Annotated in this window: 18 protein-coding genes and 2 tRNA genes; 19 read left to right on the top strand and 1 reads right to left on the bottom strand. The window is 57.6% G+C overall.

Annotation, left to right across the window (positions count from 1 at the left end; translation table 11 throughout):
* Window positions 1-174: 174 nt before the first annotated feature.
* From grpE to HUW52_RS27645, 8 genes are all read left to right on the top strand, one after another.
* Window positions 175-741 (top strand): nucleotide exchange factor GrpE, encoded by a 567-nt coding sequence (gene grpE, locus HUW52_RS27680; RefSeq protein ID WP_007915219.1) that lies wholly within the window; start codon window positions 175-177, stop codon window positions 739-741.
* A gap of 102 nt (window positions 742-843) precedes the next feature.
* Window positions 844-2,760 (top strand): molecular chaperone DnaK, encoded by a 1,917-nt coding sequence (gene dnaK, locus HUW52_RS27675; RefSeq protein WP_007915221.1) that lies wholly within the window; start codon window positions 844-846, stop codon window positions 2,758-2,760.
* A 297-nt stretch (window positions 2,761-3,057) separates the two neighbouring features.
* Window positions 3,058-4,182, top strand: coding sequence for a molecular chaperone DnaJ (gene dnaJ, locus HUW52_RS27670; protein ID WP_175555414.1), 1,125 nt, complete (start codon window positions 3,058-3,060; stop codon window positions 4,180-4,182).
* Window positions 4,183-4,191: 9 nt separating this feature from the next.
* A complete protein-coding gene (dapB, locus tag HUW52_RS27665; RefSeq protein ID WP_175555413.1) occupies window positions 4,192-4,998 on the top strand; it encodes a 4-hydroxy-tetrahydrodipicolinate reductase in 807 nt (268 codons plus the stop codon).
* Window positions 4,999-5,255: 257 nt separating this feature from the next.
* Window positions 5,256-6,392, top strand: a complete 1,137-nt coding sequence (gene carA / locus HUW52_RS27660) for a glutamine-hydrolyzing carbamoyl-phosphate synthase small subunit (RefSeq protein WP_007915228.1) — start codon at window positions 5,256-5,258, stop codon at window positions 6,390-6,392.
* A gap of 126 nt (window positions 6,393-6,518) precedes the next feature.
* Window positions 6,519-9,740 (top strand): carbamoyl-phosphate synthase large subunit, encoded by a 3,222-nt coding sequence (gene carB, locus HUW52_RS27655; protein ID WP_016986503.1) that lies wholly within the window; start codon window positions 6,519-6,521, stop codon window positions 9,738-9,740.
* Window positions 9,737-10,213 (top strand): transcription elongation factor GreA, encoded by a 477-nt coding sequence (gene greA / locus HUW52_RS27650; protein ID WP_003221530.1) that lies wholly within the window; start codon window positions 9,737-9,739, stop codon window positions 10,211-10,213. Before carB ends, greA begins: the two co-directional genes overlap by 4 nt.
* 28 nt (window positions 10,214-10,241) lie before the next feature.
* Window positions 10,242-10,646 (top strand): hypothetical protein, encoded by a 405-nt coding sequence (locus HUW52_RS27645; protein ID WP_016986502.1) that lies wholly within the window; start codon window positions 10,242-10,244, stop codon window positions 10,644-10,646.
* A 9-nt stretch (window positions 10,647-10,655) separates the two neighbouring features.
* Here the strand turns inward: HUW52_RS27645 and HUW52_RS27640 are convergent, their stop codons facing one another.
* Entirely contained in the window at window positions 10,656-10,964 is a 309-nt protein-coding gene (locus tag HUW52_RS27640) for a YhbY family RNA-binding protein (protein WP_016771761.1), read from the bottom strand.
* A 101-nt stretch (window positions 10,965-11,065) separates the two neighbouring features.
* On the opposite strand from HUW52_RS27640, the gene rlmE reads away from it, so the two are divergent.
* From rlmE to infB, 11 genes are all read left to right on the top strand, one after another.
* Window positions 11,066-11,695 carry a 23S rRNA (uridine(2552)-2'-O)-methyltransferase RlmE gene (rlmE, locus tag HUW52_RS27635; protein WP_008088328.1) on the top strand — a complete coding sequence of 210 codons (630 nt, stop codon included), beginning with the start codon at window positions 11,066-11,068 and terminating at the stop codon, window positions 11,693-11,695.
* A 202-nt stretch (window positions 11,696-11,897) separates the two neighbouring features.
* Window positions 11,898-13,805 carry an ATP-dependent zinc metalloprotease FtsH gene (ftsH, locus tag HUW52_RS27630; protein WP_016986501.1) on the top strand — a complete coding sequence of 636 codons (1,908 nt, stop codon included), beginning with the start codon at window positions 11,898-11,900 and terminating at the stop codon, window positions 13,803-13,805.
* An 8-nt stretch (window positions 13,806-13,813) separates the two neighbouring features.
* Complete coding sequence (folP, locus tag HUW52_RS27625; protein WP_016986500.1) at window positions 13,814-14,665, top strand: dihydropteroate synthase; 852 nt, start codon at window positions 13,814-13,816, stop codon at window positions 14,663-14,665.
* Window positions 14,666-14,681: 16 nt separating this feature from the next.
* Window positions 14,682-16,019 (top strand): phosphoglucosamine mutase, encoded by a 1,338-nt coding sequence (glmM, locus tag HUW52_RS27620; protein ID WP_175555412.1) that lies wholly within the window; start codon window positions 14,682-14,684, stop codon window positions 16,017-16,019.
* 65 nt (window positions 16,020-16,084) lie between these two features.
* Window positions 16,085-16,840 (top strand): triose-phosphate isomerase, encoded by a 756-nt coding sequence (tpiA, locus tag HUW52_RS27615; RefSeq protein WP_016986498.1) that lies wholly within the window; start codon window positions 16,085-16,087, stop codon window positions 16,838-16,840.
* 4 nt (window positions 16,841-16,844) lie between these two features.
* Window positions 16,845-17,231, top strand: coding sequence for a preprotein translocase subunit SecG (gene secG / locus HUW52_RS27610; protein WP_016986497.1), 387 nt, complete (start codon window positions 16,845-16,847; stop codon window positions 17,229-17,231).
* A 22-nt stretch (window positions 17,232-17,253) separates the two neighbouring features.
* Window positions 17,254-17,339 (top strand) — tRNA-Leu (locus HUW52_RS27605).
* Window positions 17,340-17,436: 97 nt separating this feature from the next.
* Window positions 17,437-17,513: transfer RNA gene (locus HUW52_RS27600), tRNA-Met, on the top strand.
* 139 nt (window positions 17,514-17,652) lie between these two features.
* The gene (rimP, locus tag HUW52_RS27595) at window positions 17,653-18,111 is read left to right on the top strand and encodes a ribosome maturation factor RimP (protein WP_016986496.1); all 459 of its coding nucleotides are present in this window, start codon (window positions 17,653-17,655) and stop codon (window positions 18,109-18,111) included.
* A 47-nt stretch (window positions 18,112-18,158) separates the two neighbouring features.
* On the top strand, window positions 18,159-19,640 hold the full coding sequence (nusA, locus tag HUW52_RS27590) for a transcription termination factor NusA (protein WP_008088341.1): 1,482 nt from the start codon (window positions 18,159-18,161) through the stop codon (window positions 19,638-19,640).
* A gap of 27 nt (window positions 19,641-19,667) precedes the next feature.
* The gene (gene infB / locus HUW52_RS27585; RefSeq protein ID WP_095119526.1) at window positions 19,668-22,199 is read left to right on the top strand and encodes a translation initiation factor IF-2; all 2,532 of its coding nucleotides are present in this window, start codon (window positions 19,668-19,670) and stop codon (window positions 22,197-22,199) included.
* The last annotated feature ends 80 nt before the right edge of the window (window positions 22,200-22,279 follow it).

Below are 22,279 nucleotides of genomic sequence, written 5' to 3'. Positions count from 1 at the left end.
TCCCTTAGGTCGATTTGCTTGAAACGCAGATCTGCTTAGCGCATCGAGGAATGACAATGCGGCACTTTTTTGTAGGGTTAATGATTGAAGGCCCTTGAAGCCTGATTTTGCGGCCCCATATATCGGGGCAGAAGCGCGAGTCAGGCTCGCGGACGAAATTGAAAGGAGAATTCTATGGCTGACGAACAGACAGTAGATACGCAAAACCCAGAAGCCAATCAGGCGCCCGAAGGTTCGGGTGATGACCTGGCGACCCGTGTACAAGTGCTCGAAGAGCAATTGGCCGCCGCGCAGGATCAATCTCTGCGTGTAGCTGCCGATCTGCAGAACGTCCGTCGCCGTGCCGAGCAGGACGTCGAGAAGGCGCACAAGTTTGCCCTTGAAAAATTCGCTGGCGACTTGCTGCCGATCGTCGACAGCCTGGAGCGCGGCCTCGAGCTGTCGAACCCGGACGACGAAAGCATCCGTCCGATGCGCGAAGGCATCGAGCTGACGCTGAAAATGTTCCACGACACCCTCAAGCGTTATCAGTTGGAAGCGATCGATCCGCATGGCGAACCGTTCAACGCCGTCCAGCATCAGGCAATGGCCATGCAGGAAAGCGCCGACGTAGAACCGAACAGCGTTCTGAAGGTGTTCCAGAAGGGCTACCAGCTCAACGGTCGCCTGCTGCGTCCGGCCATGGTTGTGGTCAGCAAGGCGCCTGCGCCAATTTCGCCTTCGATTGACGAGAAGGCTTGAAATTAGCCGCAAGGCCCCCATTTAGAAGTCAAGCGTTTAAGTATTACCACAGTCAGCCACCACTGCTGCGGCAAAAAAATCCAAAGTTTCGGGAGAGTTAACATGGGCAAAATTATCGGTATCGACCTGGGGACTACCAACTCCTGCGTCTCCGTGCTGGAAAACGGCAAAGCAAAAGTTATCGAAAACGCTGAAGGCGCGCGTACCACGCCGTCGATCATCGCTTACGCCAACGATGGCGAAATCCTTGTAGGTCAGTCGGCCAAGCGTCAGGCCGTGACCAATCCGCACAACACTCTGTACGCGGTAAAGCGTCTGATCGGTCGTCGTTTCGACGAAGAAGTTGTGCAGAAAGACATCCAGATGGTTCCTTACAAGATCGTCAAGGCTGACAACAACGACGCTTGGGTTGAAGTGAACGGCCAGAAAATGGCACCGCCACAAATCTCGGCTGAAATCCTGAAAAAGATGAAGAAGACCGCCGAAGACTACCTCGGCGAGACCGTGACCGAAGCGGTGATCACCGTTCCGGCCTACTTCAACGACAGCCAGCGTCAGGCGACCAAAGACGCCGGCCGCATCGCTGGTCTGGACGTAAAACGTATCATCAACGAACCAACCGCAGCTGCTCTGGCTTACGGTATGGACAAGGCCAAGGGCGACCACACCGTGATCGTTTATGACCTGGGTGGCGGTACGTTCGACGTTTCCGTGATCGAGATCGCTGAAGTTGATGGCGAGCACCAGTTCGAAGTTCTGGCCACCAACGGTGACACGTTCCTCGGCGGTGAAGACTTCGACATTCGTCTGATCGACTACCTCGTTGACGAATTCAAGAAAGAAAGCGGCATGAACCTCAAAGGTGACCCGCTGGCCATGCAGCGCCTGAAAGAAGCCGCTGAGAAAGCCAAGATCGAGCTGTCGTCCGCTCAGTCGACCGACGTCAACCTGCCGTACATCACTGCAGATGCGACCGGTCCTAAGCACCTGAACGTGAAGATCTCGCGTGCCAAGCTCGAAGCACTGGTTGAAGACCTGGTTCAGCGCACCATCGAACCTTGCCGCATCGCCATGAAAGATGCAGGTCTGGACGTTGGCGCGATCAACGACGTGATCCTGGTCGGTGGTCAGACCCGTATGCCGCTGGTGCAGAAGCTGGTTACCGATTTCTTCGGTAAAGAAGCTCGCAAAGACGTTAACCCGGACGAAGCCGTTGCCATGGGTGCCGCGATTCAGGGCGCCGTTCTGGCTGGTGACGTGAAAGACGTTCTGCTGCTCGACGTCAGCCCGCTGACCCTGGGTATCGAAACCATGGGTGGCGTGATGACCGCGCTGATCGAGAAAAACACCACGATTCCTACCAAGAAATCGCAAGTGTTCTCGACTGCCGACGACAACCAGGGCGCTGTGACCATTCACGTACTGCAGGGCGAGCGTAAGCAAGCCACTCAGAACAAGTCCCTGGGCAAGTTCGACCTGGCCGACATTCCACCTGCTCCACGTGGCGTGCCGCAGATCGAAGTGACCTTCGACATCGACGCTAACGGCATTCTGCACGTTGGTGCGAAAGACAAGGCGACCGGCAAGACTCAGTCGATCGTGATCAAGGCCAACTCCGGTCTGTCCGACGAAGAAATCGAGCGCATGGTGCGTGACGCCGAAGCCAACGCTGAGGAAGATCGCAAGTTCGAAGAGCTGGCCGCTGCCCGTAACCAGGGTGATGCACTGGTTCACTCGACGCGCAAAATGATTGCTGACGCGGGCGACAAAGTCACCGCCGAAGAGAAGACTGCGATCGAAGCCGCTGTGGTTGCTCTGGAAGCTGCTGTCAAAGGCGACGACAAGGCCGCTATCGAAGCGAAGGTTGAAGAGCTGTCGAAAGTCTCCGCTCCGGTTGCTCAGAAGATGTACGCCGAACAGGCTCAGCCAGCTGATGGCGCAGCCCCGCAAGGCGAATCGGCTGAGAAGGCTGACGACGTTGTCGATGCAGAGTTCGAAGAAGTCAAAGACCACAAGTAAGTTGTTGGTCGGCCGGTTGACTGCCTTTAGGCAGTGACTGGTAGGATGTCGCCGCGCGGGAGCTAGCTCCCGCGTTGGCGTATCTGGAATACGCGAATTTTTACAGCATGCGACAAGGTTCGGATGTTGGCGGTATGGCCGGGAATGCTCCTGCTTTTCGCGCCGCAAGTACCGCAAGAAACAAAGACCAGGATCGTTGAATTGACGTGAGTTGGGTCCGGGCCTGTATTGGGGCTCAACGAGTTTGGCCATCCTCAGGAGGGGTTTGCCGAACGTCCTCAAGAGTGCAGAAGACTTATGGCAAAGCGTGACTATTACGAAGTGTTGGGTGTTGAGCGCGGCTCAAGCGATGCGGACCTGAAGAAGGCTTACCGTCGTCTGGCGATGAAGCACCACCCGGACCGTAATCCCGATGACAAAACATCGGAAGAAATGTTCAAAGAGGCCAACGAGGCCTATGAAGTGCTGTCCGACTCGAGCAAGCGTGCGGCGTACGATCAGTACGGCCATGCCGGCGTCGACCCGAGCATGGGTGGCGGTGGCGCCGGTTTCGGCGGTCAGAATTTCTCGGACATCTTCGGTGATGTCTTCAGTGATTTCTTCGGTGGCGGTCGCGGCGGTTCCCGTGGCGGCGCTCAGCGTGGCAGCGACTTGCGCTACACCCTGGAGCTGAATCTGGAAGAAGCGGTACGCGGCACGTCGGTGAATATCCGCGTTCCGACGCTGGTCAACTGCAAACCGTGCGATGGCTCGGGTGCGAAGAAAGGCTCGTCGCCATCGACGTGCCCGACCTGTGGTGGCATCGGTCAGGTGCGCATGCAGCAGGGCTTCTTCTCGGTGCAGCAAACCTGCCCGCGTTGCCATGGCCAAGGCAAGATCATTTCCGATCCGTGCGACTCCTGCCACGGTGACGGCCGCGTTGAAGAATACAAAACCCTGTCGGTCAAAGTGCCGGCTGGCGTCGATACCGGCGACCGCATTCGTCTGTCTGGTGAAGGCGAGGCGGGCACGCAGGGCGGCCCGACGGGCGACCTGTATGTGGTCATCAATGTCCGCGAGCACGACATTTTCCAGCGCGATGGCAAGCACCTGTTTTGCGAAGTGCCGATCAGCTTCGTCGATGCGGCGCTGGGCGGCGAGCTGGAAATTCCGACCCTCGACGGTCGCGTCAAACTGAAAATCCCTGAAGGGACCCAGACCGGCAAGCAGTTCCGTGTACGCGGCAAGGGCGTCGCGCCGGTGCGTGGCGGTGGTGCGGGCGACTTGATGTGCCGCGTGGCAGTCGAGACCCCGGTCAACCTGAACCGTCGTCAGCGCGAACTGCTGGAAGAATTCCGCAGCTCGCTGGCGGACGACAACAGTCACTCGCCGAAAACCACCGGTTGGTTCGACGGTGTGAAGCGTTTCTTCGGCGATCTGTAAGGAGTCGGCATGCGACGTATAGCTGTGATGGGCGCTGCTGGGCGCATGGGCAAGATTCTGGTCGAGGCCGTGCAGCAGCGCGCGCCGCTGACCGGGTTGACCGCTGCCGTGGTTCGTCCGGGCAGCACACTGATCGGCGTCGATGCCGGTGAGCTGGCCTCGCTGGGTCGCATCGGCGTGCCTTTGTCCGGTCATATCGAGGCGGTCGCTGAAGAGTTTGATGTATTGATCGACTTCACGCTGCCGGAAGTGATGCTGAAAAACCTCGCGTTCTGCCGTAAGGCCGGCAAGGCCATGGTTATCGGTACCACTGGCCTCGACGCTGGGCAGAAGCAGTTGCTGGTCGAGGCGGGCAAGGACATTCCGATCGTGTTCGCGGCCAATTTCAGTGTCGGCGTCAATCTGTCGCTGAAACTGCTGGATATGGCAGCGCGCGTGCTGGGTGATGAAGCGGACATCGAAATCATCGAAGCGCATCACCGGCACAAGATCGATGCGCCGTCGGGTACGGCGTTGCGCATGGGTGAAGTGATTGCCAGTGCGCTGGATCGTGATCTGCAGAAGGTTGCGGTCTACGGTCGTGAGGGCCACACCGGCGCTCGTGAGCGTGAAACCATCGGCTTCGCCACTGTTCGTGGTGGTGATGTGGTGGGTGATCACACCGTGCTGTTCGCCTGCGAAGGTGAGCGTCTGGAAATCACGCACAAGGCGTCGAGCCGCATGACGTTCGCCAAGGGCGCGGTGCGTGCGGCTTTGTGGCTGGATGGTCGCGAGCCGGGTCTGTACGACATGCAAGACGTGCTCGACCTGCGTTGATACACTGCTGAACCCGGCGCAAACGCCCTGTTTGCGCTGGTTTTTCTCCGCTTGGCGACGACCTGTCGCATTCTCCGGCCTTTTCGGCTCTTTAGCGGTGGACCAAAAAAGCCTTTTTCTGTAAGCTACAGCTTTAGTGTGTCCACTAAAAGCGCGCAGAATAATTCAGTGAAGAAGCGGGGTGACGTGTCCATACGTCACTCCGCTTTTTTACAACCTGCGATCGCCCTTTCATGCGTTATTTACGGGAGGTCTTCTTGACTAAGCCAGCCATACTTGCCCTTGCTGATGGCAGCATTTTTCGCGGCGAAGCCATTGGTGCCGACGGTCAAACCGTTGGTGAGGTGGTGTTCAACACCGCAATGACCGGCTATCAGGAAATCCTTACCGATCCTTCCTACGCCCAACAGATCGTTACCCTGACTTACCCGCACATCGGCAACACCGGCACCACGCCGGAAGACGCCGAGTCCGACCGCGTCTGGTCCGCTGGCCTGGTCATCCGTGACCTGCCGCTGGTAGCGAGCAACTGGCGTAACACGATGTCCCTGTCTGACTACCTGAAAGCCAACAACGTTGTGGCAATCGCCGGTATCGACACGCGTCGCCTGACCCGCATCCTGCGTGAAAAAGGCGCTCAGAACGGCTGCATCATGGCCGGCGACAACATCTCCGAAGAGGCGGCCATCGCCGCGGCGCAAGGCTTCCCGGGCCTGAAGGGCATGGATCTGGCGAAAGTCGTCAGCACCAAGACTCAATACGAGTGGCGCTCGACTGTCTGGGATCTGAAGACCGACAGCCACGCGACCATCGACGCTTCCGAGCTGCCTTACCACGTGGTTGCCTACGACTACGGCGTCAAGGTCAACATCCTGCGCATGCTGGTCGAGCGCGGCTGCCGCGTCACCGTGGTGCCGGCTCAGACTCCAGCGGCCGACGTACTGGCACTGAAGCCTGACGGCGTGTTCCTGTCCAACGGCCCTGGTGACCCGGAGCCATGCGACTACGCGATCAAGGCGATCAAGGAAGTCCTGGAAACCGAGATTCCGGTATTCGGCATCTGCCTCGGTCACCAACTGCTGGCTCTGGCCTCCGGCGCCAAGACTCTGAAAATGGGTCACGGCCACCACGGTGCCAACCACCCGGTGCAGGATCTGGACACTGGCGTCGTAATGATCACCAGCCAGAACCACGGTTTTGCGGTAGACGAAGAAACCCTGCCAGCCAACGTGCGTGCGATCCACAAATCGCTGTTCGACGGCACCCTGCAAGGCATCGAGCGCACCGACAAGAGCGCGTTCAGCTTCCAGGGTCACCCTGAAGCGAGCCCGGGCCCGAACGACGTCGCGCCACTGTTCGACCGCTTCATCAACGAGATGGCCAAGCGACGCTAAGCGTTCGCCTTGAGACTGTAGAGAGAAGCCCCTCGAGGGCGGCCCCGACACCGGCGGCCCCCTCGAGACTTCAGAAATCGATCAAGACGGCTTGCCGACTGACCTGCGGATTTGAGTGACAAACCCATGCCAAAACGTACAGACATTAAAAGCATCCTGATTCTCGGCGCTGGCCCGATCGTTATCGGCCAGGCCTGCGAATTCGACTACTCCGGCGCCCAGGCCTGCAAAGCCCTGCGCGAAGAGGGTTACCGCGTCATCCTGGTGAACTCCAACCCGGCCACCATCATGACCGATCCGGACATGGCCGACGCCACCTACATCGAACCGATCAAGTGGCAGACCGTTGCCAAGATCATCGAAAAAGAGCGTCCGGACGCCGTGCTGCCAACCATGGGCGGCCAGACTGCTCTGAACTGCGCCCTGGACCTGGAACGCGAAGGCGTTCTGGAGAAGTTCGGCGTAGAAATGATCGGCGCCAACGCCGACACCATCGACAAGGCTGAAGATCGCTCGCGTTTCGACAAAGCGATGAAATCCATCGGCCTGGCGTGCCCGCGTTCCGGTATCGCCCACAGCATGGAAGAAGCCAACGCGGTTCTCGAAACCCTGGGCTTCCCGTGCATCATCCGTCCGTCGTTCACCATGGGCGGCACCGGTGGTGGTATCGCGTACAACCGTGAAGAGTTCGAAGAAATCTGCGCCCGTGGTCTGGACCTGTCGCCGACCAAAGAGCTGCTGATCGACGAATCGCTGATCGGCTGGAAAGAATATGAAATGGAAGTTGTCCGCGACAAAAAGGACAACTGCATCATCGTCTGCTCGATCGAAAACTTCGACCCGATGGGCGTGCACACCGGTGACTCGATCACCGTGGCTCCGGCACAAACCCTGACCGACAAGGAATACCAGATCCTGCGTAACGCCTCGCTGGCAGTACTGCGCGAGATCGGCGTCGAGACTGGCGGCTCCAACGTTCAATTCGGTATCTGCCCGAACACTGGCCGCATGGTCGTGATCGAAATGAACCCGCGTGTATCGCGATCCTCGGCGCTGGCTTCGAAAGCCACCGGTTTCCCGATCGCCAAAGTCGCGGCCAAACTGGCTGTGGGCTACACCCTCGACGAACTGTCGAACGACATCACCGGTGGCAAGACCCCGGCGTCCTTCGAGCCGTCGATCGACTACGTCGTCACCAAGCTGCCACGTTTTGCCTTCGAGAAATTCGCCAAGGCTGACGCGCGCCTGACCACTCAGATGAAGTCGGTGGGTGAAGTCATGGCCATCGGCCGTACCTTCCAGGAATCCCTGCAGAAAGCTCTGCGCGGTCTGGAAGTTGGCGTTTGCGGTCTGGACGAGAAGCTCGACCTGAGCAACCCGGAAAGCATGAGTGTGCTCAAGCGCGAACTGACCGTGCCGGGCGCCGAGCGCATCTGGTACGTCGCTGACGCTTTCCGCGCTGGCATGACTGTCGAAGAAATCTTCGCCATGAACATGATCGACCCGTGGTTCCTGGTACAGATCGAAGATCTGATCAAGGACGAAGAGAAGGTCAAGACCCTTGGTCTGTCGGCGATCGACCGTGACGTGATGTACAAGCTCAAGCGCAAAGGTTTCTCCGATCAGCGTCTGGCCAAGCTGCTGGGTGTGACCGAGAAGAACCTGCGCACGCACCGTCACAAGCTGGAAGTGTTCCCGGTCTACAAGCGCGTTGACACCTGCGCCGCCGAGTTCGCCACCGACACCGCTTACCTCTATTCGACTTACGAAGAAGAGTGCGAAGCCGCGCCGTCGGGTCGCGACAAGATCATGATTCTGGGCGGTGGCCCGAACCGTATCGGTCAAGGTATCGAGTTCGACTACTGCTGCGTTCACGCTGCCCTCGCACTGCGCGAAGACGGCTACGAAACCATCATGGTCAACTGCAACCCGGAAACTGTTTCCACTGACTACGACACCTCCGATCGTCTGTACTTCGAATCGGTAACGCTAGAAGACGTGCTGGAAATCTGCCGCGTCGAGAAGCCGAAAGGCGTGATCGTCCAGTACGGCGGCCAGACTCCGCTGAAACTTGCTCGTGCCCTGGAAGCTGCTGGTGTGCCGATCATCGGCACCAGCCCTGATGCCATCGACCGTGCCGAAGACCGTGAGCGCTTCCAGCAAATGGTTGAGCGCCTGAACCTGCGTCAGCCACCAAACGCCACCGTGCGCAGTGAAGACGAAGCGATTCGTGCTGCCAGCAAGATCGGTTACCCACTGGTGGTGCGCCCATCCTATGTCCTGGGTGGTCGTGCGATGGAAATCGTCTACGAAGAAGAAGAGCTCAAGCGCTACCTGCGTGACGCGGTGAAAGTGTCCAACGACAGCCCGGTGCTGCTCGACCACTTCCTCAACTGCGCCATCGAAATGGACGTGGATGCGGTCTGCGACGGCAAAGACGTGGTGATCGGCGCAATCATGCAGCACATCGAGCAGGCCGGCGTTCACTCTGGTGACTCCGCGTGCTCGCTGCCGCCGTACTCGCTGCCGGCGCACATCCAGGACGAGATGCGCGAACAGGTCAAGAAAATGGCTTTGGAACTGGGCGTTGTCGGTCTGATGAACGTGCAGTTGGCGCTGCAAGGCGAAGACATCTATGTCATCGAGGTCAACCCGCGCGCTTCCCGTACCGTGCCGTTCGTATCGAAGTGCATCGGTGTCTCTCTGGCGATGATCGCTGCCCGTGTGATGGCCGGTAAGACTCTGAAAGAAATCGGCTTCACCAAAGAAATCATCCCGAACTTCTACAGCGTGAAAGAGGCGGTGTTCCCGTTTGCCAAATTCCCTGGCGTTGACCCGATCCTCGGCCCAGAGATGAAGTCGACCGGTGAAGTGATGGGCGTCGGCGACACCTTCGGTGAAGCATTCGCCAAAGCCCAGATGGGCGCCAGCGAAGTGCTGCCGACCGGCGGTACTGCGTTCATCAGCGTTCGCGACGATGACAAGCCTCTGGTTGCAGGCGTGGCCCGTGATCTGATCAACTTGGGCTTCGAAGTGGTTGCCACTGCCGGTACTGCCAAGCTGATCGAGGCTGCTGGCCTGAAAGTGCGCCGTGTGAACAAGGTGACCGAGGGTCGTCCGCACGTGGTCGACATGATCAAGAATGACGAAGTCACCTTGATCATCAACACCACCGAAGGTCGTCAGTCGATCGCTGATTCGTACTCCATTCGTCGTAATGCCTTGCAGCACAAGATTTACTGCACCACCACCATTGCTGCTGGCGAAGCTATCTGTGAAGCGCTGAAATTCGGTCCGGAAAAGACCGTGCGTCGCTTGCAGGATCTACACGCAGGATTGAAGGCATGATCAAATACCCAATGACCGTCCAGGGCGCTAAAGCTCTGGAAGAGGAACACGCTCACCTGACCAAGGTCGTCCGTCCGAAGCTCAGCCAGGACATCGGTACGGCCCGCGAGTTGGGTGACTTGAAGGAAAACGCTGAATACCATGCCGCCCGCGAACAGCAAGGCATGGTCGAGGCGCGGATTCGTGACATCGAAGGCCGTATTCAGAATCAGGTCATCATCGATGTCACAACTATTCCGCACACCGGCAAAGTGATTTTCGGCACCACCGTCGAAATCGCCAACGTCGAGACCGATGAAAGCGTCACTTACCACATCGTGGGTGAGGATGAGGCTGACTTCAAACTCGGCAAGATTTCGGTTGGCTCGCCTTTGGCCCGTGCCTTGATCGGCAAGGAAGAGGGCGATGTGGTCGCCGTGAAAACGCCAAGTGGCGTGATCGAGTACGAGATTGTCGAAGTCCGTCACATCTGAAAAAGGGCGCCCGCTACATGCGGGCGCCATGCTTTGGCAGCTGACCCAGATGCTTTGGGTCGGCGGTCTTTGGCTGATTCATCTCGGTTTGCAGCCGGCGCTGGGCAAGATTGGCCTGGCACCGTTGCTGATCGATGAAGTGGCCAGTGCATTTGAAGTGCTGGTGGTGGGGTTTTCCGCCGCATGCGTTATTTTTCAGGCTTTGGTGCTGGTACAGGCCGAGGGTCTTGCCAGTCTATGGCGAGATTTTCGCGGTCAGGTGCTGCTGATGGCGTTGTATGCGTGTGCGATGTTTGTCGCAGTGCGTGTTGGCTGGCCGGATGCGCAGCGCTGGCAGGTATTCAGTTATCTGGTTCTGGGGTTTTCCGGGCTGGTGCTGGTGATGCAGCCGGTGCCGGGATGGAGTGGCAGGGTGCGCCAGGCACACCCGTGACCCTTTTCATCACTTGAAGCGATGCACGTTCGACAGCTGCTTGTTGGCGCTGAAATTCTTGCGGTAAACCAGTGCCATCTTGCCGATGACCTGTACCAGGTCCGCTTTGCCGACCTTGCACAGTTCTGCGATGTGCGCCAGGCGCGACTCGCGATCAAGGATATTGAGCTTGATCTTGATCAGCTCGTGATCCGCCAAAGCGCGTTCAAGTTCGGCTAACACGCCTTCAGTCAAACCGTTATCAGCCACCGTCAAAACTGGTTTCAGGTGGTGGCCAATGGATTTGTACTGTTTCTTCTGCTCTGGAGTGAGCGGCATAATCTGACCCTTTCGTCTGGATTCTGTAAAATGGCGGCCATTTTACCCGAGGGCTCGTGGATCCGCCCAATTAATCACGACTCTTATTATCGAGGTGCCCAATGGCGCGTTCCAAGACAAGCCTTGGTTGGCTGAAACGACATGTCAACGATCCCTATGTGAAGCAGGCGCAGAAGGATGGCTACCGCTCGCGTGCGAGTTACAAGCTTCTGGAAGTCCAGGAGAAATACAAGCTGATCCGCCCTGGCATGAGCGTTGTCGACCTGGGTGCTGCGCCCGGTGGCTGGTCGCAGGTGACTAGCCGGCTGATCGGCGGTCAGGGGCGTTTGATCGCCTCGGACATTCTGGAAATGGACAGCATCCCTGACGTGACCTTTATTCAGGGTGACTTCACCGAGGACGCAGTGCTCGCGCAGATCCTGGAAGCCGTCGGTAATTCGCAGGTAGACCTTGTGATTTCCGATATGGCCCCCAATATGAGTGGTACGCCTGAAGTGGATATGCCGAAAGCCATGTTCCTTTGCGAGCTGGCACTTGATCTGGCAGAGCGGATCCTCAAACCGGGTGGTAATTTCGTGATCAAGATTTTTCAGGGCGAAGGGTTTGATGTTTACCTGAAGGATGCTCGCAAGAAGTTCGACAAGATCCAGATGATCAAGCCGGACTCCTCTCGTGGCAGCTCTCGCGAGCAATACATGCTGGCTTGGGGTTATCGCGGGCGTAGCGAGTAAAACGAGTTTTTTGTGTAGGGTGATAGGTTTTTAGTATTTCGCCCGGCTAGCATTAGCGAATATTGTGTAGAAAGTGTTTCACAAAGGGTTACAGACGGCGCCTGCCAGAGTCGTAGGTAATGTAGTAAGTTAGGCCGGTGAATATCATGCGAAGCGCGCGCCAGTAGCGGAGCTTGCTTCAGAGGGTAGTTAATTGAACGATATGGCAAAGAATCTGATCCTGTGGTTGATCATCGCGGCTGTCCTGGTGACGGTGATGAACAACTTCTCCAGCCCTAACGAGCCGCAGACCCTCAACTATTCCGACTTCATCCAGCAGGTCAAGGATGGCAAGGTCGAGCGCGTAGCCGTTGATGGTTATGTGATTACCGGCAAGCGGAACGATGGCGACAGCTTCAAGACCATTCGTCCGGCAATCCAGGACAATGGCCTGATCGGCGATCTGGTCGACAACCACGTTGTGGTTGAAGGCAAGCAGCCTGAACAGCAAAGCATCTGGACCCAGCTTCTTGTGGCCAGCTTCCCGATCCTGGTGATCATCGCGGTGTTCATGTTCTTCATGCGCCAGATGCAGGGCGGTGCTGGCGGCAAGGGCGGACCGATGAGCTTCGGCAAGAGCAAGGCACGCCTTCTCTCCGAAGATCAGGTAAAAACCACATTGGCTGACGTTGCCGGTTGCGACGAAGCCAAGGAAGAAGTCGGCGAGCTGGTTGAGTTCCTCCGTGATCCGGGCAAGTTCCAGCGCCTGGGCGGTCGTATTCCGCGCGGCGTACTGATGGTCGGTCCTCCGGGTACCGGTAAAACCTTGCTGGCCAAGGCGATTGCCGGCGAAGCCAAGGTTCCGTTCTTTACCATTTCCGGTTCTGACTTCGTCGAAATGTTCGTCGGTGTTGGTGCCAGTCGTGTACGTGACATGTTCGAGCAGGCGAAGAAGCACGCGCCTTGCATCATCTTTATCGACGAAATCGACGCCGTCGGTCGCCATCGTGGCGCCGGCATGGGTGGCGGTCACGACGAGCGTGAGCAGACTCTCAACCAGTTGCTGGTTGAGATGGACGGCTTCGAGATGAATGACGGCATTATTGTTATCGCTGCAACCAACCGTCCTGACGTACTCGACCCTGCGCTGCTGCGTCCGGGCCGTTTCGACCGTCAGGTTGTGGTGGGGCTGCCGGATATCCGTGGTCGCGAGCAAATCCTCAAGGTTCACATGCGTAAAGTGCCAATGGGTGACGACGTTGCTCCGGCCGTTATCGCTCGTGGTACTCCGGGTTTCTCTGGTGCTGACCTGGCTAACCTGGTCAACGAAGCGTCGCTGTTCGCTGCACGCAGCGGCAAACGCATCGTTGAAATGAAAGAGTTCGAACTGGCCAAAGACAAGATCATGATGGGCGCCGAGCGCAAATCGATGGTCATGTCCGAGAAAGAGAAGCAGAACACCGCTTATCACGAAGCAGGCCACGCCATCGTTGGTCGCGTCGTGCCTGAGCACGATCCGGTGTACAAGGTGTCGATCATTCCGCGCGGTCGTGCACTGGGTGTGACGATGTTCCTGCCGGAAGAGGATCGTTACAGCCTGTCCAAGCGTGCACTGATCAGTCAGATCTGCTCGCTGTACGGCGGCCGAATCGCTGAAGAAATGACTTTGGGCTTCGACGGAGTCACCACCGGTGCATCCAACGACATCATGCGTGCCAGTCAGATTGCGCGGAACATGGTGACCAAGTGGGGTCTGTCGGAAAAACTCGGCCCTTTGATGTATGCCGAAGAAGAGGGTGAAGTGTTCCTCGGTCGCGGCGGTGGCGGTCAGGCTGCCAGCTTCTCTGGCGAGACAGCCAAGCTGATCGACTCCGAAGTCCGCAGCATCATTGACCAGTGCTACGGTACGGCCAAGCAGATCCTCACGGATAACCGTGACAAGCTCGATGCAATGGCTGACGCTCTGATGAAGTACGAGACGATCGATGCTGAGCAAATCGACGACATCATGGCAGGTCGCACGCCTCGCGAACCCCGCGACTGGTCGGGCGGCACGGGTACGCCACCGCCTCCTGTCGTTCGGGATGAGCGTCCGGAAACACCGATCGGCGGTCCGGCTGCTGACGTTTAAGGTTTGAAATGACTTCTGTACAGTCCCTGACCCGGTTGCCTTGCGGCAACCGGGTTCTTGATTTGGCCCAGACGCATGTCATGGGTATTCTAAATGTCACTCCCGACTCTTTCTCTGATGGCGGCCGCTACAGCCAGCTCGACGCGGCCTTGCGCCACGCCGAATCTATGGTGGCAGCCGGTGCGACGCTGATCGATGTTGGCGGTGAGTCGACTCGACCCGGTGCGCGGGCGGTATCGCCGCTGGAAGAGCTGGAGCGTGTAGCGCCCATTGTGGAACTGATCAATCGCGAGCTCGACGTCATTATTTCGGTCGATACCTCAACGCCTGCCGTGATGCGCGAAACTGCGCGGCTGGGGGCCGGCTTGATCAATGATGTGCGATCGTTGCAACGTGATGGCGCGCTGGATGCTGCTGCGGCGACGGGTTTGCCGGTTTGTTTGATGCATATGCTGGGTGAGCCAGGTGATATGCAGGATAATCCGCAGTATCAGGATGTCACTCTGGAGGTGGGCGAGTTTCTCACCGAGCGGATGTCGGTGTGTGCTTCGGCGGGTATTCCTGCCGAGCGAATCATTCTCGACCCTGGCTTCGGCTTCGCCAAAACCCTGCAGCACAATCTAAGCTTGTTCAAGCACATGGAAGCCCTGCATGCGTTGGGTCGACCGTTGTTGGTCGGTGTTTCGCGAAAAAGCATGATCGGACACGCCTTGAATCGTCCTGTAGGCGAGCGCCTTTTTGGTGGGTTGGCCCTGGCAGCGCTGGCGTCGGTAAAAGGTGCGCGTATATTGCGCGTCCATGATGTAGCGGAAACGGTAGATGTGGTGCGGATGATCGCAGCCGTGGAATCAGCCGAATAAGAATGATGGAGCGCTTATGAGCAAGAAATATTTTGGTACTGACGGCATTCGTGGTCGCGTCGGTGAATACCCGATTACTCCTGACTTCATGCTCAAGCTTGGCTGGGCCGCCGGTATGGCGTTCCGCAAGATGGGCGCCTGCAAGGTGCTGGTTGGCAAGGACACGCGAATTTCCGGTTATATGTTCGAATCGGCCCTTGAAGCCGGTCTGACATCGGCGGGTGCTGATGTGATGCTGCTTGGTCCTATGCCAACGCCGGCCATCGCATATCTGGCGCGCACGTTTCAGGCTGAGGCTGGCATTGTGATTAGTGCATCGCACAATCCGCATGATGATAACGGGATCAAATTTTTCTCCGGCAAAGGCACCAAGCTGCCCGATGAGCTGGAGTTGATGATCGAAGAGTTGCTCGATGCTCCAATGACCGTGGTCGAGTCGAGCAAGATCGGCAAAGTGTCGCGAATCAACGATGCATCCGGTCGCTACATTGAATTCTGCAAGAGCAGTGTGCCAACCGGCTCCAACTTCTCCGGTCTCAAGATCGTTATCGATTGTGCCCATGGCGCGACCTATAAAGTTGCTCCGAGTGTTTTCCGCGAACTCGGTGCCGAGGTTGTCGTGCTGTCGGCCCAGCCCAATGGCCTGAATATCAACGACAACTGCGGCTCGACCCATATGGATCAGTTGCAGGCAGCGGTACTGGCTGAGCACGCCGATCTGGGGATCGCTTTTGACGGCGATGGTGATCGGGTCTTGATGGTCGATCACACGGGGGCTATCGTTGATGGTGATGAACTGCTGTTCATCATTGCCCGCGATCTGCATGAGCGTGGCAAATTACAGGGTGGGGTGGTGGGTACCCTGATGAGTAACCTGGGGTTGGAGTTAGCCCTTGCCGATCTTTCGATTCCATTCATTCGTGCCAATGTTGGCGACCGCTATGTGATCGCTGAACTGTTGGAGCGCAATTGGCTGGTCGGTGGCGAAAACTCGGGACATATCGTTTGCTTCAATCACACCACCACCGGCGATGCGATCATTGCTGCGCTGCAAGTGCTGATGGCGCTCAAGGTGCGTAACGAAGGTCTTGCGCAGACCCGGCAGGCCTTACGCAAGTGCCCTCAGGTGTTAATCAATGTGCGGTTCGGCGGTGGCGAAAGCCCGTTGGAGCATCCAGCTGTCAAGGAAGCCAGTGCTCGTGTAACTCAGGCGATGGCGGGGCGCGGGCGTGTGCTTTTGCGCAAGTCCGGCACAGAGCCTCTGGTGCGCGTAATGGTTGAAGGCGAAGACGAAACCCAGGTTCGCAACTACGCCGAAGAACTGGCAAAACTGGTAACTGAAGTTTCTGCCTGATACGGCTTGCAAGCCATGATTGTGTTGGGTAACATCTGCGCCCACTTTGACCGACGAGGTACAGCATGCGTCGCCCTATGGTAGCTGGTAACTGGAAGATGCACGGTACCCGCGCCAGCGTCGCTGAGCTGATCAACGGCCTTCGTCATCTGGCCTTGCCAAGCGGTGTTGATGTCGCGGTATTCCCGCCTTGCTTGTATATCAATCAAGTGATTGATGGCTTGAAAGGCAAGTCGATTTCGGTCGGCGCGCAGAATTCTGCGGTGGAATCCATGCAAGGTGCATTGACCGGTGAAATTGCACCGAGTCAGTTGGTGGATGCAGGTTGTTCCCTGGTTCTTGTCGGTCACTCCGAGCGTCGCCAGATAATGGGCGAGCGAGACGGAATGCTGAATCGCAAGTTCGCAGCGGCACAGGCATGTGGCTTGATTCCGGTGTTGTGTATAGGGGAAACCCTTGAGCAGCGCGAAGCCGGAAAAACTCTTGAGGTTGTCGGGCGTCAGCTGGGCAGCATCATCGAGGAGCTGGGTGTTGGTGCTTTTGCCAAGGCAGTCATTGCTTACGAGCCGGTCTGGGCCATTGGTACCGGACTGACTGCGACGCCACAGCAGGCTCAGGATGTGCATAAAGCCATTCGCGAGCAGCTGGCGGCAGAGAATTCTGAGGTCGCACGAGGTGTGCGGCTTCTATACGGCGGCAGCGTGAAGGCGGCCAATGCGGTCGAACTGTTCGGCATGCCGGATATCGATGGGGGGCTCATTGGTGGAGCTTCCCTGAATGCAGATGAGTTCGGTGCGATCTGTCGCGCCGCGGGAAACTGAGAAAATGCTGGAAACAGTCGTAGTCGTTTTTCATCTGCTGGGTGCATTGGGCGTAGTTGCTCTGGTTTTGCTGCAGCAGGGTAAGGGTGCGGACGCTGGCGCGTCTTTCGGAGCAGGTGCTTCAAATACTGTGTTCGGAAGCCAAGGTTCCTCTACCTTTCTTAGTAAGTTTACTGCTATACTTGCCGCCGGTTTCTTCATAACCAGCTTGGGGTTAGGTTACTTTGCTAAAGAGAAGGCTCATCAGCTGACTCAGGCAGGTCTCCCAAATCCAGCAGTGTTGGAAGTGCCTAAGCAACAACAACCGGCTTCTGATGATGTCCCGGTGCTTCAAGAGCAAAAGTCGGCTACTCCAGCGACTGACGTACCTCCAGCTCAAGAGCAGAAGTAAGAAGGGTTTCAAACGTAGTTTTGCCGAGGTGGTGGAATTGGTAGACACGCAACCTTGAGGTGGTTGTGCCCATAGGGTGTAGGGGTTCGAGTCCCCTTCTCGGTACCAATTAGTCAGGAAAGCCCGCTGTTGCGGGCTTTCTTGCAGGTGGAAGGTTACATTGACCCAATAAGGGATCGGTCGTATACTTCCGCCCCAGCTTTGTCGCGGGGTGGAGCAGTCTGGTAGCTCGTCGGGCTCATAACCCGAAGGTCGTCGGTTCAAATCCGGCCCCCGCAACCAGTTTAAGGAGCCCCTTTTAAGGGGCTTTTTGTTAGCTGGACACTTTCAACGCCGCTGTTCGACGGCGTTTCAAGGATGGGCGTTAAGCCCATTTTTTTATTTTGCAAAGCATGCACATATCATGCACTAGGGGGTTCAGGTGTCGAGCAAGCTAGAAGAGTTGCAGGCCTTGCTGGCCCCGGTGGTCGTGGCCCTGGGCTATGAATGCTGGGGTATCGAGTTTTCGGCTCAGGGTCGTCACTCGATGTTGCGCGTTTATATCGATAAAGAGGGTGGCGTGCTGGTGGACGATTGCGCCATTGTCAGCCGTCAGATCAGCGGTGTGCTGGATGTTGAAGATCCGATCTCCGTTGAATACACCCTCGAAGTTTCCTCGCCTGGCATGGAGCGCCCACTGTTCACTATTGAGCAGTTCGCCCAGTTTGTCGGTGAACAAGTGAAGATCAAGCTGCGTTCGCCTTTCGAAGGGCGCCGCAACTTTCAGGGCCTTCTGCGCGGTGTAGAAGAGCAGGATGTCGTGGTGCAGGTAGATGACCATGAGTTCTTGTTGCCGATCGATATGATCGACAAGGCCAACATTATTCCCAGTTTTGACTGAGACGCGGATCCCGCGGATCCAATGGCTTGCGAAAGGCGAGGCGTACGATGAGCAAAGAAGTACTGCTGGTTGTTGAGTCGGTATCCAATGAAAAGGGCGTACCGGCAAGCGTAATTTTTGAAGCGCTGGAGCTGGCTTTAGCCACTGCTACCAAAAAGCGTTTTGAAGACGAAGTTGACCTGCGTGTGGAAATTAACCGCCACACCGGGGCATACGAAACTTTCCGTCGCTGGACGGTCGTTGAAGAGAATGATCTCGACGATCCGGCCATCGAAACCTGGCCGAGCAAGGTTGCGGAAACGCATCCTGGTGCCAACGTTGGCGACGTCGTCGAAGAAAAAATCGAATCCATCGAGTTCGGCCGTATTGCTGCACAGACTGCCAAGCAAGTCATCGTGCAAAAAGTACGTGAAGCCGAGCGCGCTCAAGTGGTCGACGCTTATCGCGAGCGCCTGGGGGAAATCATCTCCGGCACCGTGAAAAAAGTCACCCGCGACAACGTGATCGTCGATCTGGGTAACAACGCTGAAGCGTTGCTGGCCCGTGAAGACATCATTTCGCGTGAAACCTTCCGTGTTGGCGTGCGTCTGCGTGCGCTGCTCAAGGAAATCCGCACCGAGAACCGCGGCCCGCAGCTGATCCTGTCGCGTACCGCGCCGGAAATGCTGATCGAGCTGTTCCGTATCGAAGTGCCGGAAATTGCCGAAGGCCTGATCGAAGTAATGGCAGCGTCCCGTGATCCGGGTTCGCGCGCCAAGATCGCCGTCCGCTCGAAGGACAAACGCATCGACCCGCAAGGCGCTTGCATTGGTATGCGCGGTTCGCGCGTCCAGGCAGTGTCGGGTGAGTTGGGCGGTGAGCGTGTTGATATCGTCCTGTGGGACGACAACCCGGCTCAGTTCGTGATCAACGCCATGTCCCCGGCTGAGGTTGCGGCAATTATCGTTGACGAAGATGCCCACGCAATGGACATCGCCGTTGGCGCAGACAATCTGGCTCAGGCCATCGGTCGTGGTGGTCAGAACGTGCGTCTGGCGAGCCAGTTGACTGGCTGGACCCTGAACGTGATGACCGAATCGGACATCCAGGCTAAGCAGCAAGCAGAAACCGGCGACATCCTGCGCAACTTCATCGACGAGCTGGAAGTCGACGAAGACCTGGCACAGGTGCTGGTAGATGAAGGCTTCACCAGCCTGGAAGAGATTGCCTACGTACCGTTGGAAGAAATGCTCAACATCGACGGCTTTGACGAAGATACCGTCAACGAGCTTCGTGCTCGTGCCAAGGATCGTTTGTTGACCAAAGCCATCGCTACTGAGGAAAAGCTGGCAGACGCCCATCCGGCCGAAGACCTGCTCTCGCTTGAGGGTATGGACAAGGATTTGGCGATGGAACTGGCGGTGCGCGGCGTAATTACCCGCGAAGACCTGGCCGAGCAGTCTATTGACGACCTGCTCGACATCGACGGCATTGACGATGATCGTGCCGGCAAGTTGATCATGGCCGCCCGAGCCCACTGGTTCGAGTAATTAGGCGCGGCCTGAGGAGAGAAGTGCATGACGCAAGTCACGGTGAAACAACTGGCCGATGAGGTCAAAACACCGGTAGAGCGCCTGTTGCAGCAGATGCGTGAGGCAGGTCTGCCGCACACCGCCGCCGAAGAAAATGTGACTGACAGTGAGAAGCAGTCCCTGCTGACTCACTTGAAAAGCAGCCACAAGGCGAAAGTGGAAGAACCACGCAAGATCACGCTGCAGCGTAAAACCACCAGCACCCTGCGTGTTGCTGGCAGCAAAAGCATCAGCGTTGAAGTCCGCAAGAAGAAAGTTTTCGTACAGCGCAGCCCGGAAGAAATCGAAGCCGAGCGCAAGCGTGAACTGGATGAGCGTCGCGCAGTAGAAAATGCTGCCCGTCAGAAGGCTGAAGAAGAAGCCAAGCAACGCGCCGAAGTAGAAGCGCGTAATCAGCCTGCTGCTGCGCAGAACGCTACCAGCGACGCCGTTGCGGCGCCGGCTGCAGTTGCCGAACCTGTTCGCGAAAGCGCGCCGGTGGTTGCCGCTGCTCCAGCTCCGTCTGCTGACGTTCGCAACAAGCAGAACGAACAGCGCCGTCCGGACAAGCCACGTGCTGACGATAACAATCGTCGCAGCGGTGGCGGTGATGGCGAGCGCAAAAACGCTCCGCATCGCGCCTCGGTCAAAGAAAAAGCGCCGGCTCCACGCGTGGCACCACGCACTACCGACGAAGAAAGCGATGGCTTCCGTCGTGGTGGTCGCGGCAAGGCCAAGCTGAAGAAGCGCAACGCTCACGGTTTCCAGAGCCCAACCGGCCCTGTCGTGCGTGATGTGCAGATCGGCGAGACCATCACTGTTGGCGATCTCGCCAATCAGATGTCGGTCAAGGCTGCTGAAATCATCAAGTTCATGTTCAAACTGGGTACTCCAGCGACCATCAACCAGGTGCTTGATCAGGAAACTGCTCAACTGGTAGCCGAAGAACTGGGCCACAAAGTGACCCTGGTCAGCGACACCGCCCTGGAAGATTCCCTGGCCGAGTCCCTGAAGTTTGAAGGTGAGTCGTTCTCCCGTGCGCCAGTCGTGACCGTAATGGGCCACGTTGACCACGGTAAAACGTCCCTGCTCGACTACATCCGTCGTGCCAAGGTAGCTGCTGGCGAAGCCGGCGGTATTACTCAGCACATCGGTGCATACCACGTTGAAACCGAACGCGGCATGGTCACCTTCCTCGACACCCCGGGTCACGCCGCGTTTACCGCAATGCGTGCTCGTGGTGCCAAGGCGACCGACATCGTGATCCTGGTGGTTGCAGCGGACGACGGCGTGATGCCGCAGACCATTGAAGCTGTTCAGCACGCTGTAGCGGCTGGCGTTCCATTGGTTGTAGCAGTGAACAAGATCGACAAGCCGGGCGCCGATCTCGATCGCATCCGTAGCGAACTGTCGGTTCACGGCGTGACTTCCGAAGAGTGGGGCGGTGATACGCCGTTCGTTCCGGTTTCGGCGAAAGTCGGTACTGGCGTGGACGAGTTGCTTGAAGCCGTTCTGCTGCAAGCTGAAGTTCTCGAACTGAAAGCAACTCCATCGGCTCCTGGCCGTGGCGTCGTGGTTGAATCGCGTCTCGACAAAGGTCGTGGCCCGGTGGCAACCGTTCTGGTTCAAGACGGTACCCTGCGCCAAGGCGACATGGTTCTGGTCGGTTCGAACTATGGCCGCGTGCGCGCCATGCTCGACGAGAACGGCAAGCCAATCAAAGAAGCCGGTCCATCCATCCCTGTCGAGATCCTCGGCCTGGACGGTACCCCGGACGCTGGCGACGAGATGAGCGTAGTTGCTGACGAGAAGAAAGCCCGTGAAGTGGCTCTGTTCCGTCAAGGCAAGTTCCGCGAAGTCAAACTGGCTCGCGCTCACGCCGGCAAGCTGGAAAACATCTTCGAAAACATGGGTCAGGCCGAGAAGAAGACGCTCAACATCGTCCTCAAATCCGACGTCCGTGGTTCGCTGGAAGCGTTGAACGGTGCCTTGAATGGCCTGGGCAACGACGAAGTTCAAGTGCGCGTAGTCGGCGGCGGCGTCGGTGGTATCACCGAGTCCGACGCTAACCTGGCACTGGCTTCCAACGCTGTACTGTTCGGCTTCAACGTGCGTGCCGATGCTGGCGCACGGAAGATCGTCGAGCAGGAAGGTCTGGATATGCGTTACTACAACGTGATCTACGACATCATCGAAGACGTCAAGAAAGCCCTGACCGGCATGCTCGGCAGCGATGTTCGCGAGAACATTCTGGGTGTGGCTGAAGTGCGTGACGTGTTCCGTTCGCCGAAGTTTGGCGCGATCGCAGGCTGCATGGTGATCGAAGGTGTTGTGCACCGTAACCGTCCGATCCGTGTACTGCGTGAAGACATCGTTATCTTCGAAGGCGAGCTGGAATCCCTGCGCCGCTTCAAGGATGACGCTTCCGAAGTACGTGCCGGCATGGAATGCGGTATCGGCGTGAAGAGCTACAACGACGTCAAAGTCGGCGACAAGATCGAAGTCTTCGAGAAGGTTCAGGTTGCTCGCAGCCTCTAACTCGCGCACTTCAGGAGCCGTGATGGTCGGCCGCACTCAACGGTGTGGCGCATCACCCGGACTCTAAACGCAACGCCCGG

It is taken from the genome of Pseudomonas sp. 43A, assembly GCF_013363935.1.
Taxonomy (GTDB): domain Bacteria; phylum Pseudomonadota; class Gammaproteobacteria; order Pseudomonadales; family Pseudomonadaceae; genus Aquipseudomonas; species Aquipseudomonas crudilactis.
Note: the sequence above shows the minus strand (reverse complement) of the source record. Positions and strands in the feature narration are given on the sequence as shown.